The 17865-nt window shown below is 35.1% G+C and carries 15 protein-coding genes and 1 rRNA gene; 4 read left to right on the forward strand and 12 right to left on the reverse strand.

Annotated elements, in window-relative coordinates; translation table 11 throughout:
- Positions 1 to 135, reverse strand: a 16S ribosomal RNA gene (locus E0F89_RS08450); the annotation flags it as partial.
- Positions 136 to 1179: 1044 nt separating this feature from the next.
- Positions 1180 to 2406 carry an ABC transporter permease gene (locus E0F89_RS08455; protein WP_131909375.1) on the reverse strand — a complete coding sequence of 409 codons (1227 nt, stop codon included), beginning with the start codon at positions 2404 to 2406 and terminating at the stop codon, positions 1180 to 1182.
- A gap of 112 nt (positions 2407 to 2518) precedes the next feature.
- Between E0F89_RS08455 and E0F89_RS08460 the strand changes: the two genes are divergently transcribed.
- Positions 2519 to 3736: an exo-beta-N-acetylmuramidase NamZ family protein gene (locus tag E0F89_RS08460; RefSeq protein ID WP_131909376.1), complete on the forward strand. Its 1218-nt coding sequence runs from the start codon at positions 2519 to 2521 to the stop codon at positions 3734 to 3736.
- 48 nt (positions 3737 to 3784) lie between these two features.
- Here E0F89_RS08460 and E0F89_RS08465 read toward each other — a convergent pair whose 3' ends face one another.
- Positions 3785 to 4279: a YkgJ family cysteine cluster protein gene (locus E0F89_RS08465; protein ID WP_131909377.1), complete on the reverse strand. Its 495-nt coding sequence runs from the start codon at positions 4277 to 4279 to the stop codon at positions 3785 to 3787.
- 92 nt (positions 4280 to 4371) lie between these two features.
- On the opposite strand from E0F89_RS08465, the gene E0F89_RS08470 reads away from it, so the two are divergent.
- Entirely contained in the window at positions 4372 to 5079 is a 708-nt protein-coding gene (locus tag E0F89_RS08470; RefSeq protein WP_131909378.1) for a class I SAM-dependent methyltransferase, read from the forward strand.
- A gap of 76 nt (positions 5080 to 5155) precedes the next feature.
- On the opposite strand, the gene E0F89_RS08475 is transcribed toward E0F89_RS08470, so the two are convergent.
- The 7 genes from E0F89_RS08475 to E0F89_RS08510 form a co-directional block, all read right to left on the reverse strand.
- Positions 5156 to 5788 (reverse strand): 7-carboxy-7-deazaguanine synthase QueE, encoded by a 633-nt coding sequence (locus E0F89_RS08475; protein ID WP_131909379.1) that lies wholly within the window; start codon positions 5786 to 5788, stop codon positions 5156 to 5158.
- Between the two features lie 220 nt (positions 5789 to 6008).
- Complete coding sequence (locus tag E0F89_RS08480; protein ID WP_317126091.1) at positions 6009 to 7709, reverse strand: tetratricopeptide repeat protein; 1701 nt, start codon at positions 7707 to 7709, stop codon at positions 6009 to 6011.
- Positions 7699 to 8619 carry a PstS family phosphate ABC transporter substrate-binding protein gene (locus E0F89_RS08485; RefSeq protein WP_131909380.1) on the reverse strand — a complete coding sequence of 307 codons (921 nt, stop codon included), beginning with the start codon at positions 8617 to 8619 and terminating at the stop codon, positions 7699 to 7701. Before E0F89_RS08485 ends, E0F89_RS08480 begins: the two co-directional genes overlap by 11 nt.
- Positions 8620 to 8852: 233 nt before the next feature.
- On the reverse strand, positions 8853 to 9650 hold the full coding sequence (locus E0F89_RS08495; protein ID WP_131909382.1) for an energy transducer TonB: 798 nt from the start codon (positions 9648 to 9650) through the stop codon (positions 8853 to 8855).
- Between the two features lie 36 nt (positions 9651 to 9686).
- On the reverse strand, positions 9687 to 10253 hold the full coding sequence (locus tag E0F89_RS08500; RefSeq protein ID WP_131909383.1) for an ExbD/TolR family protein: 567 nt from the start codon (positions 10251 to 10253) through the stop codon (positions 9687 to 9689).
- A gap of 18 nt (positions 10254 to 10271) precedes the next feature.
- Positions 10272 to 10883: an ExbD/TolR family protein gene (locus tag E0F89_RS08505; RefSeq protein ID WP_131909384.1), complete on the reverse strand. Its 612-nt coding sequence runs from the start codon at positions 10881 to 10883 to the stop codon at positions 10272 to 10274.
- Positions 10884 to 10920: 37 nt separating this feature from the next.
- Positions 10921 to 11739, reverse strand: coding sequence for a MotA/TolQ/ExbB proton channel family protein (locus E0F89_RS08510; RefSeq protein WP_131909385.1), 819 nt, complete (start codon positions 11737 to 11739; stop codon positions 10921 to 10923).
- Between the two features lie 375 nt (positions 11740 to 12114).
- On the opposite strand from E0F89_RS08510, the gene E0F89_RS08515 reads away from it, so the two are divergent.
- Together E0F89_RS08515 and E0F89_RS08520 are read left to right on the forward strand one after the other, a co-directional pair.
- Positions 12115 to 13635, forward strand: a complete 1521-nt coding sequence (locus tag E0F89_RS08515) for a helicase HerA-like domain-containing protein (RefSeq protein WP_131909386.1) — start codon at positions 12115 to 12117, stop codon at positions 13633 to 13635.
- 8 nt (positions 13636 to 13643) lie between these two features.
- Positions 13644 to 14006, forward strand: coding sequence for a cupin domain-containing protein (locus tag E0F89_RS08520; RefSeq protein ID WP_131909387.1), 363 nt, complete (start codon positions 13644 to 13646; stop codon positions 14004 to 14006).
- A gap of 54 nt (positions 14007 to 14060) precedes the next feature.
- Here E0F89_RS08520 and E0F89_RS08525 read toward each other — a convergent pair whose 3' ends face one another.
- Both E0F89_RS08525 and E0F89_RS08530 read right to left on the reverse strand, forming a co-directional pair.
- Complete coding sequence (locus E0F89_RS08525) at positions 14061 to 15398, reverse strand: FAD-dependent oxidoreductase (RefSeq protein WP_131909388.1); 1338 nt, start codon at positions 15396 to 15398, stop codon at positions 14061 to 14063.
- A 62-nt stretch (positions 15399 to 15460) separates the two neighbouring features.
- Positions 15461 to 17851 carry a penicillin acylase family protein gene (locus E0F89_RS08530; RefSeq protein ID WP_131909389.1) on the reverse strand — a complete coding sequence of 797 codons (2391 nt, stop codon included), beginning with the start codon at positions 17849 to 17851 and terminating at the stop codon, positions 15461 to 15463.
- Positions 17852 to 17865 lie beyond the last annotated feature (14 nt).

The raw sequence follows: 17865 nt of genomic DNA on the forward strand, positions 1-17865 counted from the left end.
CTGTGAAAGGTAGATTGCATACGCGTTACGCACCCGTGCGCCGGTCTCTAATTCCGAAGAACTATACCCCTCGACTTGCATGTGTTAAGCCTGCCGCTAGCGTTCATCCTGAGCCAGGATCAAACTCTTCATCGTATATTGTTTGCTCGATTGCTCAAGCTATTGTTATTCGACTAAATTCTAGTGGTTTTTTCAAATCTCTCGATTCTATTACTCTTATTCTTTTGTTCTAAGATCTCTCTTAAAACGGCTGTCAATTCAATATGTCTAGGAACGTGTTCTTATCTTTTTTTCCCTTCGTTTGAGTCACATTGTGTCTCTCTGGAAGCGGGTGCAAAAGTACAACTTTCTTTTTAACTGGCAAGAAATTTTTGAAGTTTTTTTTGAAATAATTTCTATCTCGTTTTCTCCTCGTTTTCTTATCAATCTATCAAGGAACTTTGCTTGTTTTGCGGGGTGCAAATGTAACATCCGTTTTCTAATCTCACAAGCTTTTTTTAATCTTTTTTAGAAAATAAATTTTCTGTTTGATTCGTTTTGCTTGCCAGTATTTGAAAGAACGTCTGCGTTGTTGCGGGTGCAAAACTACACCGTTTATTGGGTTATTCAAGCTTTTTTAATACTTTTTTTTGATGTTTTATTAAAGTAAACTTTAACTCGCTGAAACCGTGAATTTTGAAAGTATTTTTTTTTTGCTTCCCTCCCGGCACTTCGAGGATCTCCTAAGGAAAAGATGACTTTATGGATAAAGTCCGGGCTTTTCAGGCTTACACGCGAGCTTGTCAAATCTCTTTATATTTTTTAGAGCTACAGAAATTCAGGCATGTTGCTCTTTTATCTGCTCTTCGCTTCGCTTTTCTGCTTCTGATGCTGATTTCATTACCTTATTTAAGTTCTAGGTTGAACTATTCAATGGTTTTGTCTTATACATTATGTAATACCAAATGGTCCTGTTCCTATTTACTCCTATATATACGGTGTGATACTAAATGTTTAAACAGCTAAAATTCTTAATTTACTCGGGTTCGCGTTAGGGATAGCAGCGGAAAGCCCACAGTCCTGCCTTTTGCGGGGCGAGGACTTGTAGCGAATAGCCCGACCGTTTATAATAAAGAGAGGCTATTACCTTTTGGGATAATAGCCTCTTTTTATTATAAACGGTAACGCCCAGATGAAAATCTAATCGAAACGTATGGCTTTGACTGGGGAAATTTTAGTTATTATATAGGAAGGAATTAATAATACTAGGAAACAAACGGTCACAGTGAGCAGGTTTAATAGAAGTATGTATCCCCAGTTTAGATACACCGGCGCTTGATTGACGTAATAGTTCTCTGGTGGAAGTTTAATTATACCAAATTGTTGTTGAATTAATAATAATGAGATACCGATCAGGTTTCCCCAGAAAAGCCCTCTTACTATAAGATAAAAGGCGTTGTAAAGAAATATTTTTCGGACTAACCAATTATTCGCTCCTAATGCTTTTAGGATTCCTATCATTTGTGTTCGCTCAAGAATCAAGACTAGTAAAGCTACGACCATGTTGATTGTGGCAACAAGAATCATAACAACTAATATAACGATGATGTTGAAATCGAATAATTGAAGCCATTCGAATATGTAGCTGTACTTCTCGATTATAGTTTTACTATCCAATGTTGATGCCGTTTGTGCATAGACTTGTTCTCCGGTAGATTCGATTGTATTAAAGTCATCAACAAAAACCTCAAAAGCGCCTATTTGATCCGGAGCCCATTTATTGATACGTTGCATGTGACGAATGTCACCTATTATATATGTAGCGTCGAATTCTTGAAAACCAGAATTGAAAATCCCAACAACATCAAAATTCCGCAGGTTATACCCTTTCTCTTTCATGAAGAAAGTATTGAATGCATCACCTACTTTCAAATTCAACCTGTTTGCAATAAACTGAGAAATCACAACTTCTTCGTTCAAATCACCTTTATTATTTGGAATTCTACCTTCAACAATGTATTCCTTTATATTGTTCCACTTATAATCAGTACCCACACCTTTGAAGATAATTCCTTCGAAAGCGGTTTCGGTTCTAATGATTCCAGCTTTACTGGCGATGGCCTGAATATGCTCCACTCCAGAAACTGATGTAAACTTTGGATAAAAATCCTGTTTTTTAGAAATTGGCACCAAGGTGACTTCGGATTGATTGTTGTCGTAATTCGAAATAATGATATGTCCATTGAACGCCGAAACTTTCTCGCGGATTTTTTGCTGCAGTCCAATTCCCGTTGCTACTGAAACAATCATCATAATCATACCAATAGCAATTGCCGAAATAGCGATTTTTATAATTGGCGCAGAAATGCTACTTTTATAATCTTTAGCAGTAATGAGACGTTTGGCGATGAAATATTCTAGATTCAATTTGATTGTGTTTCTAATTTGGATTTGCTACGCCAGTTTGCGTTGCTAAAGCCAAAAATACGGCTAAAACACGAATTACACTAATTGACATTAATTTTATTTGAACCTCTATATGACTCCATTTCTTAAAATATCACTTCAGTTTATATTTTTCACCATTATTTCAACATCCTGTTCTGCGAGGAAAACAGCTGTTCAAAAAAATGTAAAATCAGTTTTAGAAAAAACTGATGACAGTCTAAAAATAGAAATAAAAACTGGAGCTGATAATTATAGCGCCTACTTACCATTATTAAAGGATAAGAAAATTGGAATTGCAACCAATCAAACCGGTATTCTCTCTAATAAAATTCATCTAGTCGATTTTCTTTTAGAAAAAAACATAACCATCCAGAAAATCTTTGCGCCTGAACACGGTTTTCGTGGCACGGCTGATGCGGGAGAACATGTAGTTGACGGAAAAGATTCTAAAACCGGGCTTTCTATTATTTCTCTTTATGGCGACAATAAAAAACCAAAATCAGAGCAACTCGCAGGGATCGACATCATGGTTTTTGATTTGCAAGACGTAGGCGCACGATTTTACACGTATATCTCTTCGTTACATTATATAACGGAAGCTTGTGCCGAAAATAACATTCCACTTTTAATTCTTGACCGACCAAATCCTAACGGAAGTATTATCGACGGTCCAATTCTTGAAAAGGAACACAGCAGTTTTGTGGGAATGCATCCAATTCCTTTGCTTCATGGAATGACAATTGGCGAATATGCAAAAATGATTAATGGTGAGAAATGGCTAAAAAATAAAGTTTCATGTCAATTGACCGTAATTCCCTGTATAAATTACAATCGAAAAATGGATTACAGTTTACCCGTAAAGCCTTCGCCAAATCTTCCGAACGAACAATCAGTGAATCTTTATGCGAGTTTATGCCTGTTTGAAGGTACGAATGTAAGTGTGGGGCGAGGAACGGAAAAACAGTTTCAAATTTATGGCTCTCCTTATTTACCGAAAAGTAGCTTTAGTTTTACTCCAAAACCAAATTTTGGCGCACAAAACCCTGTTTACAATGGTATCGAATGTTACGGAGAAGATTTATCAACGGCTACAAAAGTAAATCGACTGGAATTAAAATGGTTGATTAAAGCCTACCATGCAACAAAGGACCAATCAAAATTCTTCAATACTTTTTTTACAAAGCTTGCAGGAACAAAAAAATTACAACTACAAATAGAAACTGGAATTTCGGAAACAGAAATAAGAGAAAGCTGGAATAAAGGCTTGGTTGAATTTAAAGAAATGAGATCGAAATATTTGATATATTAATGCTTATCCCAGCCGTCTCATGAGGAGAGGGAGACGAGATGAAATATTTTAAAGAGGCAATTTCTTTTTCATTTCCTCTACAATGTTAAAAGCAGCGGGACAGATTGCAACGTTTTTCAATGTTAATTCCGTTATTTGTTGAAACTTTTTTCTGTCCGTATGCGGAAATTCTCTGCACGCTTTTGGGCGAACATCATAAATCATACATGCATTTTCATTATCCAGAAAAGTACACGGCACACTTTGCAACACATAATCCCTGTCTTCGTCAATGTGAAGATATTGCTCAATAAACTGTTGTGGTTTTTGACGCAAATATTTTGAAACACGTTCAATATCGGCATCAGTGAATAATGGTCCGGTAGTTTTACAGCAATTCGCACACTTTAAACAATCCATTTTCTTAAATTCGGCGTCGTGTAAATCCTGCATCACGTAATCTAAATTCTTTGGCGTCTTCTTTTTCAGCTTATCGAAATACTTTTTATTTTCGATATGCCTATCTTTGGCTTCTTTAGGAAGATTGTTTAAAATATTGTTCATTAGTCGGTTTGTTTTTTCGGTTATTCGATAAAACATCTGGCGAAATTACTTAAAACAAATTAACAAATTACCAAATTAACACATCAACTATAATGAAAGACCTTTTTGGCAGAGCCATACTTGATTTTCAGACCAATAATTCACCCGAAGATTTAATCACTGAAACTACGATTTCAGAAGAAGATGAAATGAGTGTTGCCTACTTGTTTCGCTCATATGCCGAAATGCCGCAACTGGAGCAAAAAGCGTTACAACTCGCCAAAGGAAAAATTCTGGATGTAGGATGTGGCGCAGGAAGCCACAGCTTGTCTTTACAAAACCAACGCGATTTAGATGTCACTTCTATCGACATTTCTCCAAATGCTATTCAAGCGTGTACGCTTCGCGGGCTTTTAAAAGCAAAGGTCCAGGATGTGATGACTTTAGAAAATGAAAAATACGATACCATTTTATTATTAATGAATGGTGCAGGAATGTGCGGCAAACTAAAAAATATACCAAAATTTCTTTTAAAACTAAAATCATTATTAAATCCTGGCGGACAAATTCTACTGGACAGTTCTGATATCATTTATATGTTTGATGATGATGAAGACGGCGGAAAGTGGATTCCTTCGCAAAATGAATATTATGGCGAAACCGTTTTTAAGATCTCTTACAAAGGCGAAAAGGAAAAACCATTTGAGTGGATGTTCATTGATTATAACACTTTGCAAAATGCAGCTTTAGATAATGGATTTAAATGTGAACTGCTTCTAGAAGGAGAACACTTTGATTATTTGGCAAAGCTGTCTATTTAACACCCAGAAGGAAGTGCTGCTTCTTATAATAAAAGATAAACCTCAAATAGCAATTGCTTTTTGAGGTTTTTAAGTTTTAAGGGATATTTAAATATTTATGGGTTTGTAAAGAGACACGCCATTTTGGATTGTTCATTACATAATCTACAATTAGCGGTGTCATTTCTTCTTTTTTACTCCATTCTGGTTGAAGGAATAAAATTGCATTTGGATTTACCTTTTCAGCTTGTTCTTCGGCAAAAATGAAATCATGCTTATTATAAATGATTACTTTCAACTCATGTGCATTGTCATAAACGGTTTCCGTTGGAAGCTTATTTTTCTTTGGAGACAAACAAATCCAATCCCAAGTTCCCGTAAGCGGATATGCTCCAGAAGTTTCAATATGTACTTTTCTATTATTTTCTTTAAGCTTTTGTGTGAGCAAACTCATGTCCCACATCAATGGCTCACCGCCAGTAATCACAACTGTTTCTGAATACTTAGTCGCATTGGTAACAATCTGTTCAATTCCTGTAGGCGGATGTAATTCAGCATTCCAACTCTCTTTAACATCGCACCAGTGACAACCTACATCACATCCGCCAATTCTAATAAAATATGCTGCCGTTCCAGTATGAAATCCTTCTCCTTGAATAGTGTAAAACTCTTCCATCAGTGGAAGCATCGCGCCTTTATTAACTTCTAACTGTACTTCTTTTGATAACATTCTTTAATTTTAAAGTGCAAAGATAGTTAATTTGAAAAGGAGATAAATTGAAAACAGTTACTAATGTGCTAAACTTTTACAGAATTGAATTGCTGACAAGTACATTCTTTTATAAGCTCAAAAAATAAATTGCAGATAATTAAATATAAATATTCAAATGTAAAAACAAAAAAAAACCGATAGCCATAAGGATATCGGTTTTTATTAGTGAAAAAATGTATTATTTTAGAATTTTAATAGACTCAGCAGCGTAACTATTAGCTGGATCTAATGCTAGTGTTTTTTTGAAATACTCAATAGCTTTAAGCTTGTCAGTATTAGCAAAACTTGCCGCCATATTATTGTAAGATTCAATAATTTTAGCTTTTACTGCAGGTTTTGCAGCTTCCTCAGCTCCTAATTCCATAGTTTTTGCAACATACGCTTCATAGTTCTGAACCATCGCATCATCTTTTTCAAGTAATCTATTAGTTCTTGCTTTGTATAAATATGCCTCTAAATAAGTAGGCGAAGCCACTAATACTTTATCAAATGCAGCATCTGCTTTTTGTAAAGCTATAGCGTCAACCTTTGCTCCTTTTTCTTTATTAACATTTGCATAATAATTTGCTAAACCGTAATATACATTATCATCAAGAAAACTTGTAGATTCTGGTGTATTTGCACCAAATTCAAACATAACAGCAGATTCGGTGTATAATTTCTGAGTAAATAATTGTTTCCCAACTTCGCTCAACTCTTGTACTGCCAAAGGCTCCATGTCAATTGCCTTTTTGATATCAACCAAACCTGAACTGAAAGCAACTGGATCAATTGATAAACCATCAGCACTTGTTCCTTTTTTGATTTTTGTCAATCCTAAATATAAATAATCTAATGCAATCGGTTTATTCGCTGGAGCATTAATAAAACTTTCCAATGATTTAATCGCAACATCCACATTTCCATTTTTGTAAGCAGCGTAACCTAAATAACGGTATATTCGAGGATTAACTTTATCCAATTCTATCATTTTGTTCGCTTCAGCTTCGAGAGCCACATAATCTTCCATTAAAATAAGAAAATCAGCACGACGCATTCTAGAATTAATAGAATAGTCCGTTAATGACATGTATTTATCATAATATCCCATTGCAATTTTATAATTTGCTGCAGCTTGCGACGGTTTATTACGTGCTATCTTATAATAGGTTTCAGCTAATTCTCTATATACTGGACCATAATTAGGATTTATAGCAATTACTTCGTTGTAAGCTTTTGAAGCTTCATCATACGATTTAGCACCTTTCAACAAAACACCTAGTTGCATTTTAGCCCTCAATAAAGAACTATCTAATTGAAAAGCACTTCTATACGCTACATACGCTTCATTTTGTTTTCCATCACCATAATAAGCGTCTCCCAATGCAAGTTGTAATTGCGCATCCTGAGAATTATTAATTGCTGCTCGAGTTAGTATTGCGATAGCGCTTTTATAATCCGGCTTATTTGCATTCATATATGCTCTAGCGATGTAAACAAATTCTTGCACATCTTTCTTCTTCATGTCTTTTGATGCCAATGCAAACTTAGCTTGTGCGCCAGTAACATCATTTTTATCTAAGTCCATTTGACCTAAACCAATGTAATTCAGTTTTGCTCCATCAGAAGCGCTTAATCCTTCTTGAAAATAAATCTTTGCAGAATCTTCCACACTTTGATTAAGATATACATTTCCCAGAGTAAAATAAGCAGTACCATTTGAAGGTTTTGCTTTTATAATTGATTTTAAAATGGTTTTAGCACTTTCAAACTGTTCTGCATCGATTGCTTTTCTAGCTTGATTAATATCCTGTGCTTGGGCTGTAAAAGCAGAAGCCATTATGGCAACGCTAAAAGTTGTAAGTTTATTCATTTTCATCGTAGTTAATTTATTTTTCATTATTTTTTATCCCGGTAATAATAAATTTCCTTCCAGGAATGCGTATTGGTAGAAGCCCCGATTTTAATATTATTCTTTGTCCAATATCTCCAGCAACAAATGAAGCAAACCCCATTCCTAATCCTGAAAATCCTTGACAATTTACTATATACAAATCGCGTGCCAAAGGGTATTTCTTTTCAGCAATATCATTTTGAGAAGGGAGATAATAAGAGTCGCCTGTTAGCCCTTTGACATGCAAAACATTTAGATCTTTTACATATTTTTGCATATCCGGTGAAGCTTGAGATAGCCAATTAACTCCTACAACGCCGATCAATCCATCATTTTGAGAAACATGTTTTATAACTTCCTCATTTGTTTTAAACGAAAAAATACCTTTATTTCGAACTGCTGTAATGCCAGCCAAATCATTCAAATAACGTAATGTACTGGAATTTAAATTGTCAAAAACAAGACCTTTAATTGATGGGACATCCTTGCCTTGCATGAAATCAACAACATCTTTCAAAGCTACCAACGTATCATTGTTTCTTTTATTAGATACAAAAGCTATAGCGTCAGTTGCGAAAGGAGTTATCTTAGGTGTTATCTTTCTTTGCTTAAAAACATTGAGTTCTTCTTCGGTTAAATTTCTAGATAATATGGCTACTCCTCCTTTAGCATTAAAAAGTGAATTAATCGTCTCCGACTCTGATTTTGATATTAGCGTAATTTTTGCATCATATTTACTTTCAAAAACTGCCACCTGGTCATCAATGATTGGTTTTAAAGTTTCATCTACGTAAATAGAAATAGCTCCTTTTAAAATAGTTTCTTCTTCCTTATCATCTTTCTTTTCATTACAAGAAAAAACTAGTAATACTGAAATTAATAGTAACAAAGCTGGTAGTTTAGACGTAATTTTCATAATTTAATAGTAATTATCATTTATAATTCTAAAGAATCGAAAGGATGCATATACAATCAAAATGACCCCAAAAGCAACTCTATAGATCTGTCCCATTTCCAAAGGGAAATTCTTCATAAATATTATAAAAAGACCTAAAACAAAATATAATAAAAAAAAGAAAATTCCTAAAACAAGAAGAAATCGCTCTCTAAGCGATTTCTTCTTAATATTGTTAAGTACGTTCTTCAACATTAGTCAGCTGATTGAATAGTAATTGGTAAAGAATAAAGAACCCTTACTGGTTTACCGTTTTGTATTCCTGGTGACCATCTTGGTGACTTTTTCAAAACACGTATAGCTTCTTTTCCTGTACCATAACCAATATCTCTAATCACTTTAATATCGGTCAAAGAACCATCTTTTTCAACAACAAAAGTAACGTAAACTTTACCTTTTAATCCTTCTTCTTCAGGAGTTTGGTAGTTGCTACCAACAAACTTGTAAAATTTATCGATTCCCCCTGGAAAATCAGGTTTTACCTCAATACCCGCAGTGTTATATATCTGGTTATCAACCTCTTCAACAACTGCTGCCTTTCCAGTACCAACTGGCTCAACTGTTAAAACAGCATCTGGATCTCCTTTTATGGTTTCGGCACCTACCTTCTTGTCTTTAATTTCAACAATTTTTGGTGGCTCTTCGGTCACTTCCTCAGCTTTGGCAACAACCGGCTTCACAAACTTAACTTGATCCACTTTTGGCGGCGGAGGTGGTGGTGGCGGCACATTCAATTTTGGCTTTTCTTCCTTTGGAGGTAATTTTATGGCAGTGATCTTGATATCCCTATCAACCTCTTGCTCCTCACCTTCAGGCAATAAGTTTATGATAAGCGGAGCGGCCACAGCAAGACTAAAAAATACACCACCAATTATAAGTGCTTTAATAGTAGTTTTTCTGTTTGACTGTCTTAATTCATAAGCTCCATAAACCTTATTACGCCCCTCGAATACGATATCAAGCCATTGGTTTTTTAATATGTCTAATTTCATTTTTCTTAATTATTAGGTTATTAGGAAACAAGATTATTACTGCTTTCCTTCTAACAATTTTTGTTCTTCAGGAGAATATTCAGGAACGATGGCGTAATTACCAAAATCTCCTACCCCAACAATTGCCATTTCATCAAGTATGTCAACTAAATTCTTGTAATTAGATTTTTTACTAGGCTTGATGATTACAATTAAACCATTCTTAGGCTTTCCTAATGCTGCAGAATAAGCTAAAACTGATTTTTGTCTAGACAAAAGTTCTTTACGTATACCATCTTTCCCGAAAGCAATATCTTTCGGACCTGCAATTGGCGCATTTAACAATCCGACATAATAAACCAACTTATCATCTTTACCTAACATAATTGTCATAGTACGATTCTCGTCAACTTTCATGTCAACATTGTCCTTGTTTGGGTCTTTATCTGGCAACGCCAAACTCATCGATTGAGGTTTAGACAAAGTGGTAGTCAACATAAAAAATGTAATCAATAAAAAAGCTAAATCAACCATAGCAGTCAAATCTACCTTAGCATTTGATTTTTTACTTCTTACTTTCCCACCTTTTTTGCCTCCACCGTCACCGGTATTTAATTCAGCCATTTTAGTGTATTTTTTTTATTAAAAATCTTTTCCTCTCAAACCAGTAACCAAACTAAAGCTATTGATTTTTTGCTCTTGTAAAACATCCATCACTTTTTTAATAGCTGGATACTCTTCTTTTGCATCTCCTTTAATAGCGACTTGCAATTCCTTGTCATTGATTTCTATATTCGCTATACGCGCATTATAGATCCACTCTTTTAATTGATTGTCAAGCGAATCAATTGGAATACCAGGCTGACCTGCTTTACTCCTATCAGCTGCTTTCATATCAATGATTTGTTTCAAATTAAGAAGTGGCACACCAAAATCATCCATCATTGAAAAAGTTGCCTTATCACTATCTGAAAAATTCACATTGTATTTCTCACCCATTAACTCTAACGTTCTCATACGAACTTCTCTGCCTTTCAAATCAAAAAACACTTTTCCTTTACCCACAGTTAAAGTAGCTAAATCCGTTTCAGGTAATTTAGTCTGAACTGTTGATGTAGGTGTATCTACAGGAAGTGCTTCCGGTATCTTGGCTGTTGAAGTCATTACAAAGAAAGTAAGCAAAAGGAATGCGACATCACACATAGCGGTCATATCTGTAGAGCCCGGATTTTTATTTATTTTTATTTTAGCCATTCTTTTTGTTTTTTATTTGATAATAACATCAACAAGATTACTGCTTCAAACTCCCTCTAAATCTTCTGTAAGAGTTCACAATTGAAACCGCAGCCTCATCGATTGAGTATGTCAAATCATCTATTTTAGAAGTAAAGAAATTATAAGAGATAATTGCTACTGCTGAAGTTCCAATACCAGTTGCAGTATTAATCAATGCTTCAGAAATACCAGCTGCAAGTGCCGCTTGATCAGGAGTACCAGCCGCTGCTAATGCACCAAACGCTTTAATCATACCCGCTACTGTTCCTAATAATCCAACAAGAGTTCCTAAAGATACTAATGAAGAGATGATAGTCATGTTTTTTTGCAACATTGGCATTTCTAGTGAAGTTGCCTCTTCAATTTCTTTGTGAATAGTCTCTGCTGCTTCCTCACTATTAAATCCTTCTTTTTTCACTGCTTGGTATTTTACCAATGCAGATTTAATTGCATTTGCAACAGATCCTTGTTGTTTGTCACATGAAACGATAGCTTCATCAATTTCTCCTGCTTTGATGCTCGCTTGTATCTTAGCCATAAACACATCTAACTTAGTCTTTCCAGCTGCTTTAGAGATTACAAAATATCTTTCAATTGAAAAAACAAGAACCATTAACAACATTCCTAGTAATACGGGAACAACTGCTCCACCATGATAAACTTGACCTAATGTGTTTATCGGAGTCCCTGTTTCAATGTTACCTCCCTCAAAGTTTGCAGGATTCCCCATCACGAATTTCCAAATCACCACACCAACACCAATACAGGCAGCAATAATCAATCCTGAAACCATTCCTCCTCCGTTTGCTGTTTTTTCTTTTTTAACGTTTGCCATTTTTTTTTTAATTTTAATAGTTTTAAATAAATTATCTTAGTTATATTAAACTTGTAGTGGAGCAAATTTATATTTTTAGTTCAAATAAAAAAACTTTTTTTTATTTAATTATTATTAAATTAATTTTAAAAACATATTTATGATTGAATGGCTTGCATTTCTGTAAGTTTACATAAAAGAAAACACTGTTTTACACAAAATACCATATTTTTTTAAGAATAATTAACACAATATATCAATAACAAGCTAATTAGCCAGAAAATGGTTATTTTGTCATATTAACAATTAATAAGCAGGAAAACTGCAATATCCATTACAATTACCCATTAGAGAAAAAAAATAATATCTTGCATATGTTTTAAATACAACTTGATTATGAGCAAAAAAGAAGATTTCGCGAAACATATTACTGAAGGATACTCTAGTAAAGGAGAAAGTATTACTTTGGGCGGAGCCATTTTAGACGGAGAAGCCTTGCTAGATGCTCATGTAAAAATCCCATTAAAAACCTTGAACCGTCATGGTTTGATCGCCGGAGCTACCGGAACCGGGAAAACAAAAACCATTCAAGTTCTTTCTGAACAATTATCAAGTTTTGGCATTCCAGTCTTAATGATGGATATTAAAGGTGATTTTAGCGGCATCGCAAAAGAAGGTGAGGAAAAACCATTTATAACGGAACGCCACGCTAAAATCAACATCCCTTACTCCACAGCTAGTTTTCCCGTTGAAATCTTAACTTTGTCTGAACAAAACGGAGTACGTCTTCGTGCAACAATATCAGAGTTTGGACCTGTATTATTCTCCAGAATTCTAAATTTAAACGATACTCAATCCGGAGTAATTTCTGTTATTTTTAAATATTGTGATGACAATAAAATGCCTTTGTTGGATTTAAAGGACATCAAAAAAGTAATCAATTACATTACCGAAGAAGGAAAAGACGAAATTGAAGAACATTATGGAAAAATTTCCACATCTACTACTGGAACTATTCTCAGAAAAATAATTGAACTCGAACAACAAGGAGCTGATTTGTTTTTTGGAGAAATGTCTTTTGATGTAGAGGATTTAATGCGCATCGATGAGAACGGAAAAGGCTATATCAACATTCTGCGACTTACTGACATTCAAGACAAACCTAAGTTATTCTCGACCTTTATGTTGAGTTTATTAGCTGAAATTTACCAGCAAATGCCCGAAAAAGGAGATTCTGACCAACCAGAATTGGTAATCTTTATTGACGAAGCTCATCTAATTTTCAACGAAGCAAGTAAAACCTTATTAGAACAAATTGAAACCATTGTAAAATTAATTCGCTCGAAGGGTATCGGGATTTATTTCATCACACAAAACCCGATGGATATTCCAAGTGGCGTATTGGCACAATTAGGTTTAAAAATACAACATGCTTTAAGAGCTTTTACAGCCAATGACCGAAAAGCCATTAAACAAACCGCTGATAATTACCCAACGTCCGATTATTACAAAACGGATGAAATCCTGACCAGCCTTGGAATTGGAGAAGCTCTCGTTACTGCATTAAACGAAAAAGGGATTCCTACGCCACTTGCAGCAACAATGATGCGTGCCCCGATGAGCAGAATGGATATATTGACGGAAAGCGAAATTCAGGAAATCAACAATAAATCAAAACTCGTAAAAAAATACAGTGAACTGATTGATCGCGAAAGCGCTTACGAGATGCTAAATAAAAAAATCACCAATATTGAGGAAGAAGCTGCAGAAAAAGTACAGCAAAAAGCACCAGAAAAAAAACAAAGTAGTGATCCTAGTACCGCAAGCGTAGTAGGGAAATCAGTTTTAAAAGTACTTACAAGCGCCACGTTCATCAGAGGCGCTTTTGGTGTATTATCAAAAATGTTTAAAAAATAAAATCAGTTATGAAAAAATATTTTATTCAAAATAGTCCCTTCGTTGTTCCCACTACCGATGGTAAATTAATCGAAGAACATCACGGAAAGGCTTCAACAAATAATGCGGAAATCTCCATCGCTCATATGGTTGCACCACCTAAATGGAGTGAACCATTTCAAACTCCTGAATTTGAAGAGTACACCTATATAATTAAAGGTAAAAAGCAATTTATCATTGACGATGAAACTATCGTACTGGAAGCAGGGCAATCCATACAAATCGAGAAGAATACACGGGTTCAATATTCCAATCCTTTTGACGAACCTTGTGAATATATTGCGATTTGCAAACCAGCTTTCGATTTTACCAAAGTACATCGCGAGGAATAAGCAACAATACACGGAAAACATTATTGATATATAAAGCTAGCAACTTCTGAATAATTATCCCAAAAGCTCTAGGATTTTATTTTCAACAGCTTCTGAATCCCATATTTCAGTAATGTTTTCCATTTTCAAGACTTCTTCCATGATGGCGTTTTGATAATCTCCTATCGCTAAAGCTTCTGCATACGGACGGTCACTAAAAGTAACGCGACTGTATAAAGGAATCCATTTTTCAGGATGCTTATCTGAGAATGATTTTTCAATTTTCTTTTGCAAAAGGAAATTTTCATCAGCTGTCTTGGAACTCATTTCCAAAAAATTACGATACGAAAGTTCCGCAATCGCATCCGCATTTGGTTTACGTGATTTTTGGTATTCCGAGAAAATCGATTTCCAATCGTCACCATATTTTTCCATCATTTCATAAAGCACCGAAATATCTTCAAAACCAGCATTCATTCCTTGTCCATAAAAAGGAACAATTGCATGACTGGCATCTCCAATAAGTGCGATTTTATCCTCATAAGTCCACGGATAACATTTCATTGTTACTAATGTACTTGTTGGATTCTTAAAGAAATCTTCCGCAAGTTTTGGAATTACATCAATAGTATCCGGTAAGTTTTTTTCGAAAAAAGCCTCCACTAATTTTATGTCATTTAAGGATGCAAAAGAATTTTCTCCTTCAAAAGGCATAAACAAAGTACAGGTAAAACTTCCGTCTAAATTAGGCAACGCAATCAACATGTATTCACCGCGAGGCCAAATGTGAAATGAATTTTTATCTAATTTATGTGTTCCGTCAGCATTTGCAGGAATATTTAACTCCTTGTAACCAATAGGCAAAAATTCTTGTGAGTAGTCAAACATGCTTTGGCGTTGCATGCGGTGACGAATCCTTGAAAAAGCACCGTCAGCACCAAAAACCATATCGTATTTTTTATCTTCCCAAGCACCACGTTCTGTTTCACCAATATGAAGGGTTGCATCATCAAGTGAAACATCCCATATTTTTTGTTCAAAAAAGAATTCTGCTCCGGCAGCTTCCGCCAAATCAATCATTTTCCTATTCAAAATCCCTCTGGATATCGAGTAAATAGATTCACCTTCCTGACCGTAGTTTTGAAAATTGAATTTATCGACTAGGTGAATCGCACGCTTTTCCATAGGAATCGCAATTTTACGAACCTCGTTTCCTATTCCTACTCCATCCAAAGCTTTCCATCCGCGATTAGACATCGCTAAATTAATGGAACGACCAGAAAATTGTATTTTTCGAATATCAGGACTTCTATCGTAAACATGAACCGTATGACCTGCTTTACGAAGATAAATAGCCAATAAAGATCCAACTAATCCTGAACCTACAACCGCTATTTTTATGGGAGTTTGCATTATTTTTTTATAAAAAGTTAAGCAAAATTACTGATTTATTATTTTAGGCTCTTTAAAAAGAATCATTTTTTACGGGGAATAAAAACCAATTTTGTTGAAGTTCTAACAATCTCCTCTTTATTGAGCATCATTCTTCTGAATTTACCGGCATTATATAACTCTGCCTGATCGCTATAATGAGCACTCAACGGATTACCGGATTGTCCCGTAGGCAATATACTCCAGCTATTTTCTATGTCCGAAAAATCAATAATTCTTCTGGTTGACGGACCTCCTTTTACGACGTAATTCCCATCATCCGTAAAATCAAAAAACAGATTATTAATTACTTCCGTAGAACCAGAAACTTCAAAAGGACCAACATTAAAGATACTTCTTAAAGCCGCTACTTTCCCCAACGGATGCTGATGTTCTAAAGTGTGTACTTTATTCCAAGTCCAATCCGAAACTGTATTTCCCAATTGGTTTTCTAGAGCTGCAACGGATTCTTTGAATGATTTTGAGACAATTTGACTTCTTGTTTCTTTCTCATTTTTGGTATTGATGTTATCCCACCAAAGCGATTTTTCATTCGTGATTTGTTTCGCTATAATTTGCTTCATGATGTGCGTTCCTAAAAACATTTTGAAATTTTCAGCACCAAGCTCATCTTCAAAAGTATTTTTTAGATAATTAAAAATCCATTTATTATAAATAGTAGGAGCTACATCGCTCAGATTATTAGAACCTTTCCAATCTTTTAAAATACTAATAACTTGTTTTTCATTTTCCGAAAGGGATGCCTGATCTACATTTGATATTAAATTCTTCACCACTTTTGGAGCCACGGAAGAAGTATTATCAAAAATCATTTTCCCAACCGAAGCTATATCCCAATCTGATTTTGGATTCAATAATTGCGTGATTCTTTTGGCACGATCTTCTGGAAGATAATAACCCGGATACAAAAATCCGTCAATTGCTTCTGGTTGATTATTAGCAGAATACACGTAATTCCATCGGGGATTCACCGCCGAAGGATTTTTGGAGAAATCCAGAAATTGGTCAATATCATCCTCCCCACTAGCACCATCGAGAATAAAATTCGGATTCACTCCTTCTTTATGCTTGTATAATTTTCCAGTTGCCCACCAAGCTACATTTCCCTTGGCATCGCCATACATTACATTTAACCCTGGTGCTGCAATTAGTGAAACTCCTTTCTGAAAATCTGATTTATTTTTAGCATGTGAAAGCGCATATACTGCATCAAGAATTTGAATGGGTTGCTGTGTATAAATCCAAGACATCGAAACAGGTTTGTCTTGCTGTAAACCATCTATCAAATCGTTCATTACAGGACCGTGGCGCGTCACTTTTACGTTCAAAACTACATCTGCTGAATCTTTTACTTTGATTGTTTTTTTTCGAATTTCATATGCACTTAAGCCAGTTGGTGTCTTATATTCATTGGCATTAGCCGGATTATTCTGCTCTTGGTACAAATCAATATCATCATTTTCAAACATGGTCAAACCATACGCATAATCTCTGTTGTGTCCCAATAACGGATACGGAGTCCCTGCTAAATAACAGCCATACAATTCGAAATCCGGAGTAACAATGTGCGCTTCATACCAAGTTCCAGGTTGTGAAAAACCAATATGAGGATCATTGGCAAAAATAACTTTTCCGTTTTTCGTTTTCTTTGGAGCAATAACCCAACTGTTACTTCCTATAAAAGGCGAAATTGGGGACTGATCCAAAAGCGACGCTACTGATTTTGAAATAGCAGCGTATTCTTGTGGCCTATCTTTGGCATTCTTAATTTTTGTAGTATTGAAGGAACCGTCAATTCCAAAATCCTTCAAATATTCCATTCCATATTTGTTTCGAATATCGGTCAACAACGGATCTGATTTTTGAGCCATTGCAAAACTAAAAGACATGTATCCAAAAATATTATAAACATCTTTAATCGTGAATTTCTCTTTTTTGACGCCCACCAAACTGAACTCTATCGGTGTAGTCCCTTCATCCATGTATTGATTAATGCCTTCCAAATAAGCCATCGTCAATTGGTAACTGGGACTGTTTTTATCCAAACCAGCAATCGCTTTGGCAGAAGCTTCTTCGATTCCCAATCCAGCAAAGAATTTATCGTTTTTCAATGCCACTGAACCAAAAATCTCCGACAATCTTCCCGGGGCAATACGACGCATCAATTCCATTTGCCACAATCTGTCTTGCGCATGCACATATCCCAAGGCCACCATGGCATCTTTTGAAGTAGTCGCATAAATATGAGGAACACCAAATTCATCAAAATAAACGGTGGTTTCATTCTTAATGTTTTTCAAGCGTAACTTGCCATCGTATTTTGGTTTCAAATAATAACCATAAACAAGCATCGTTACCGCTAAAACAACTACTAACGAAAGCAAAACAAGAAGGACTTTTCTAAGTATTTTCATCTTTGGATAAATTG

Origin of the sequence: Flavobacterium caseinilyticum (genome assembly GCF_004349085.1) — a bacterium.
In the GTDB taxonomy this organism is placed as follows: Bacteria; Bacteroidota; Bacteroidia; order Flavobacteriales; family Flavobacteriaceae; genus Flavobacterium; species Flavobacterium caseinilyticum.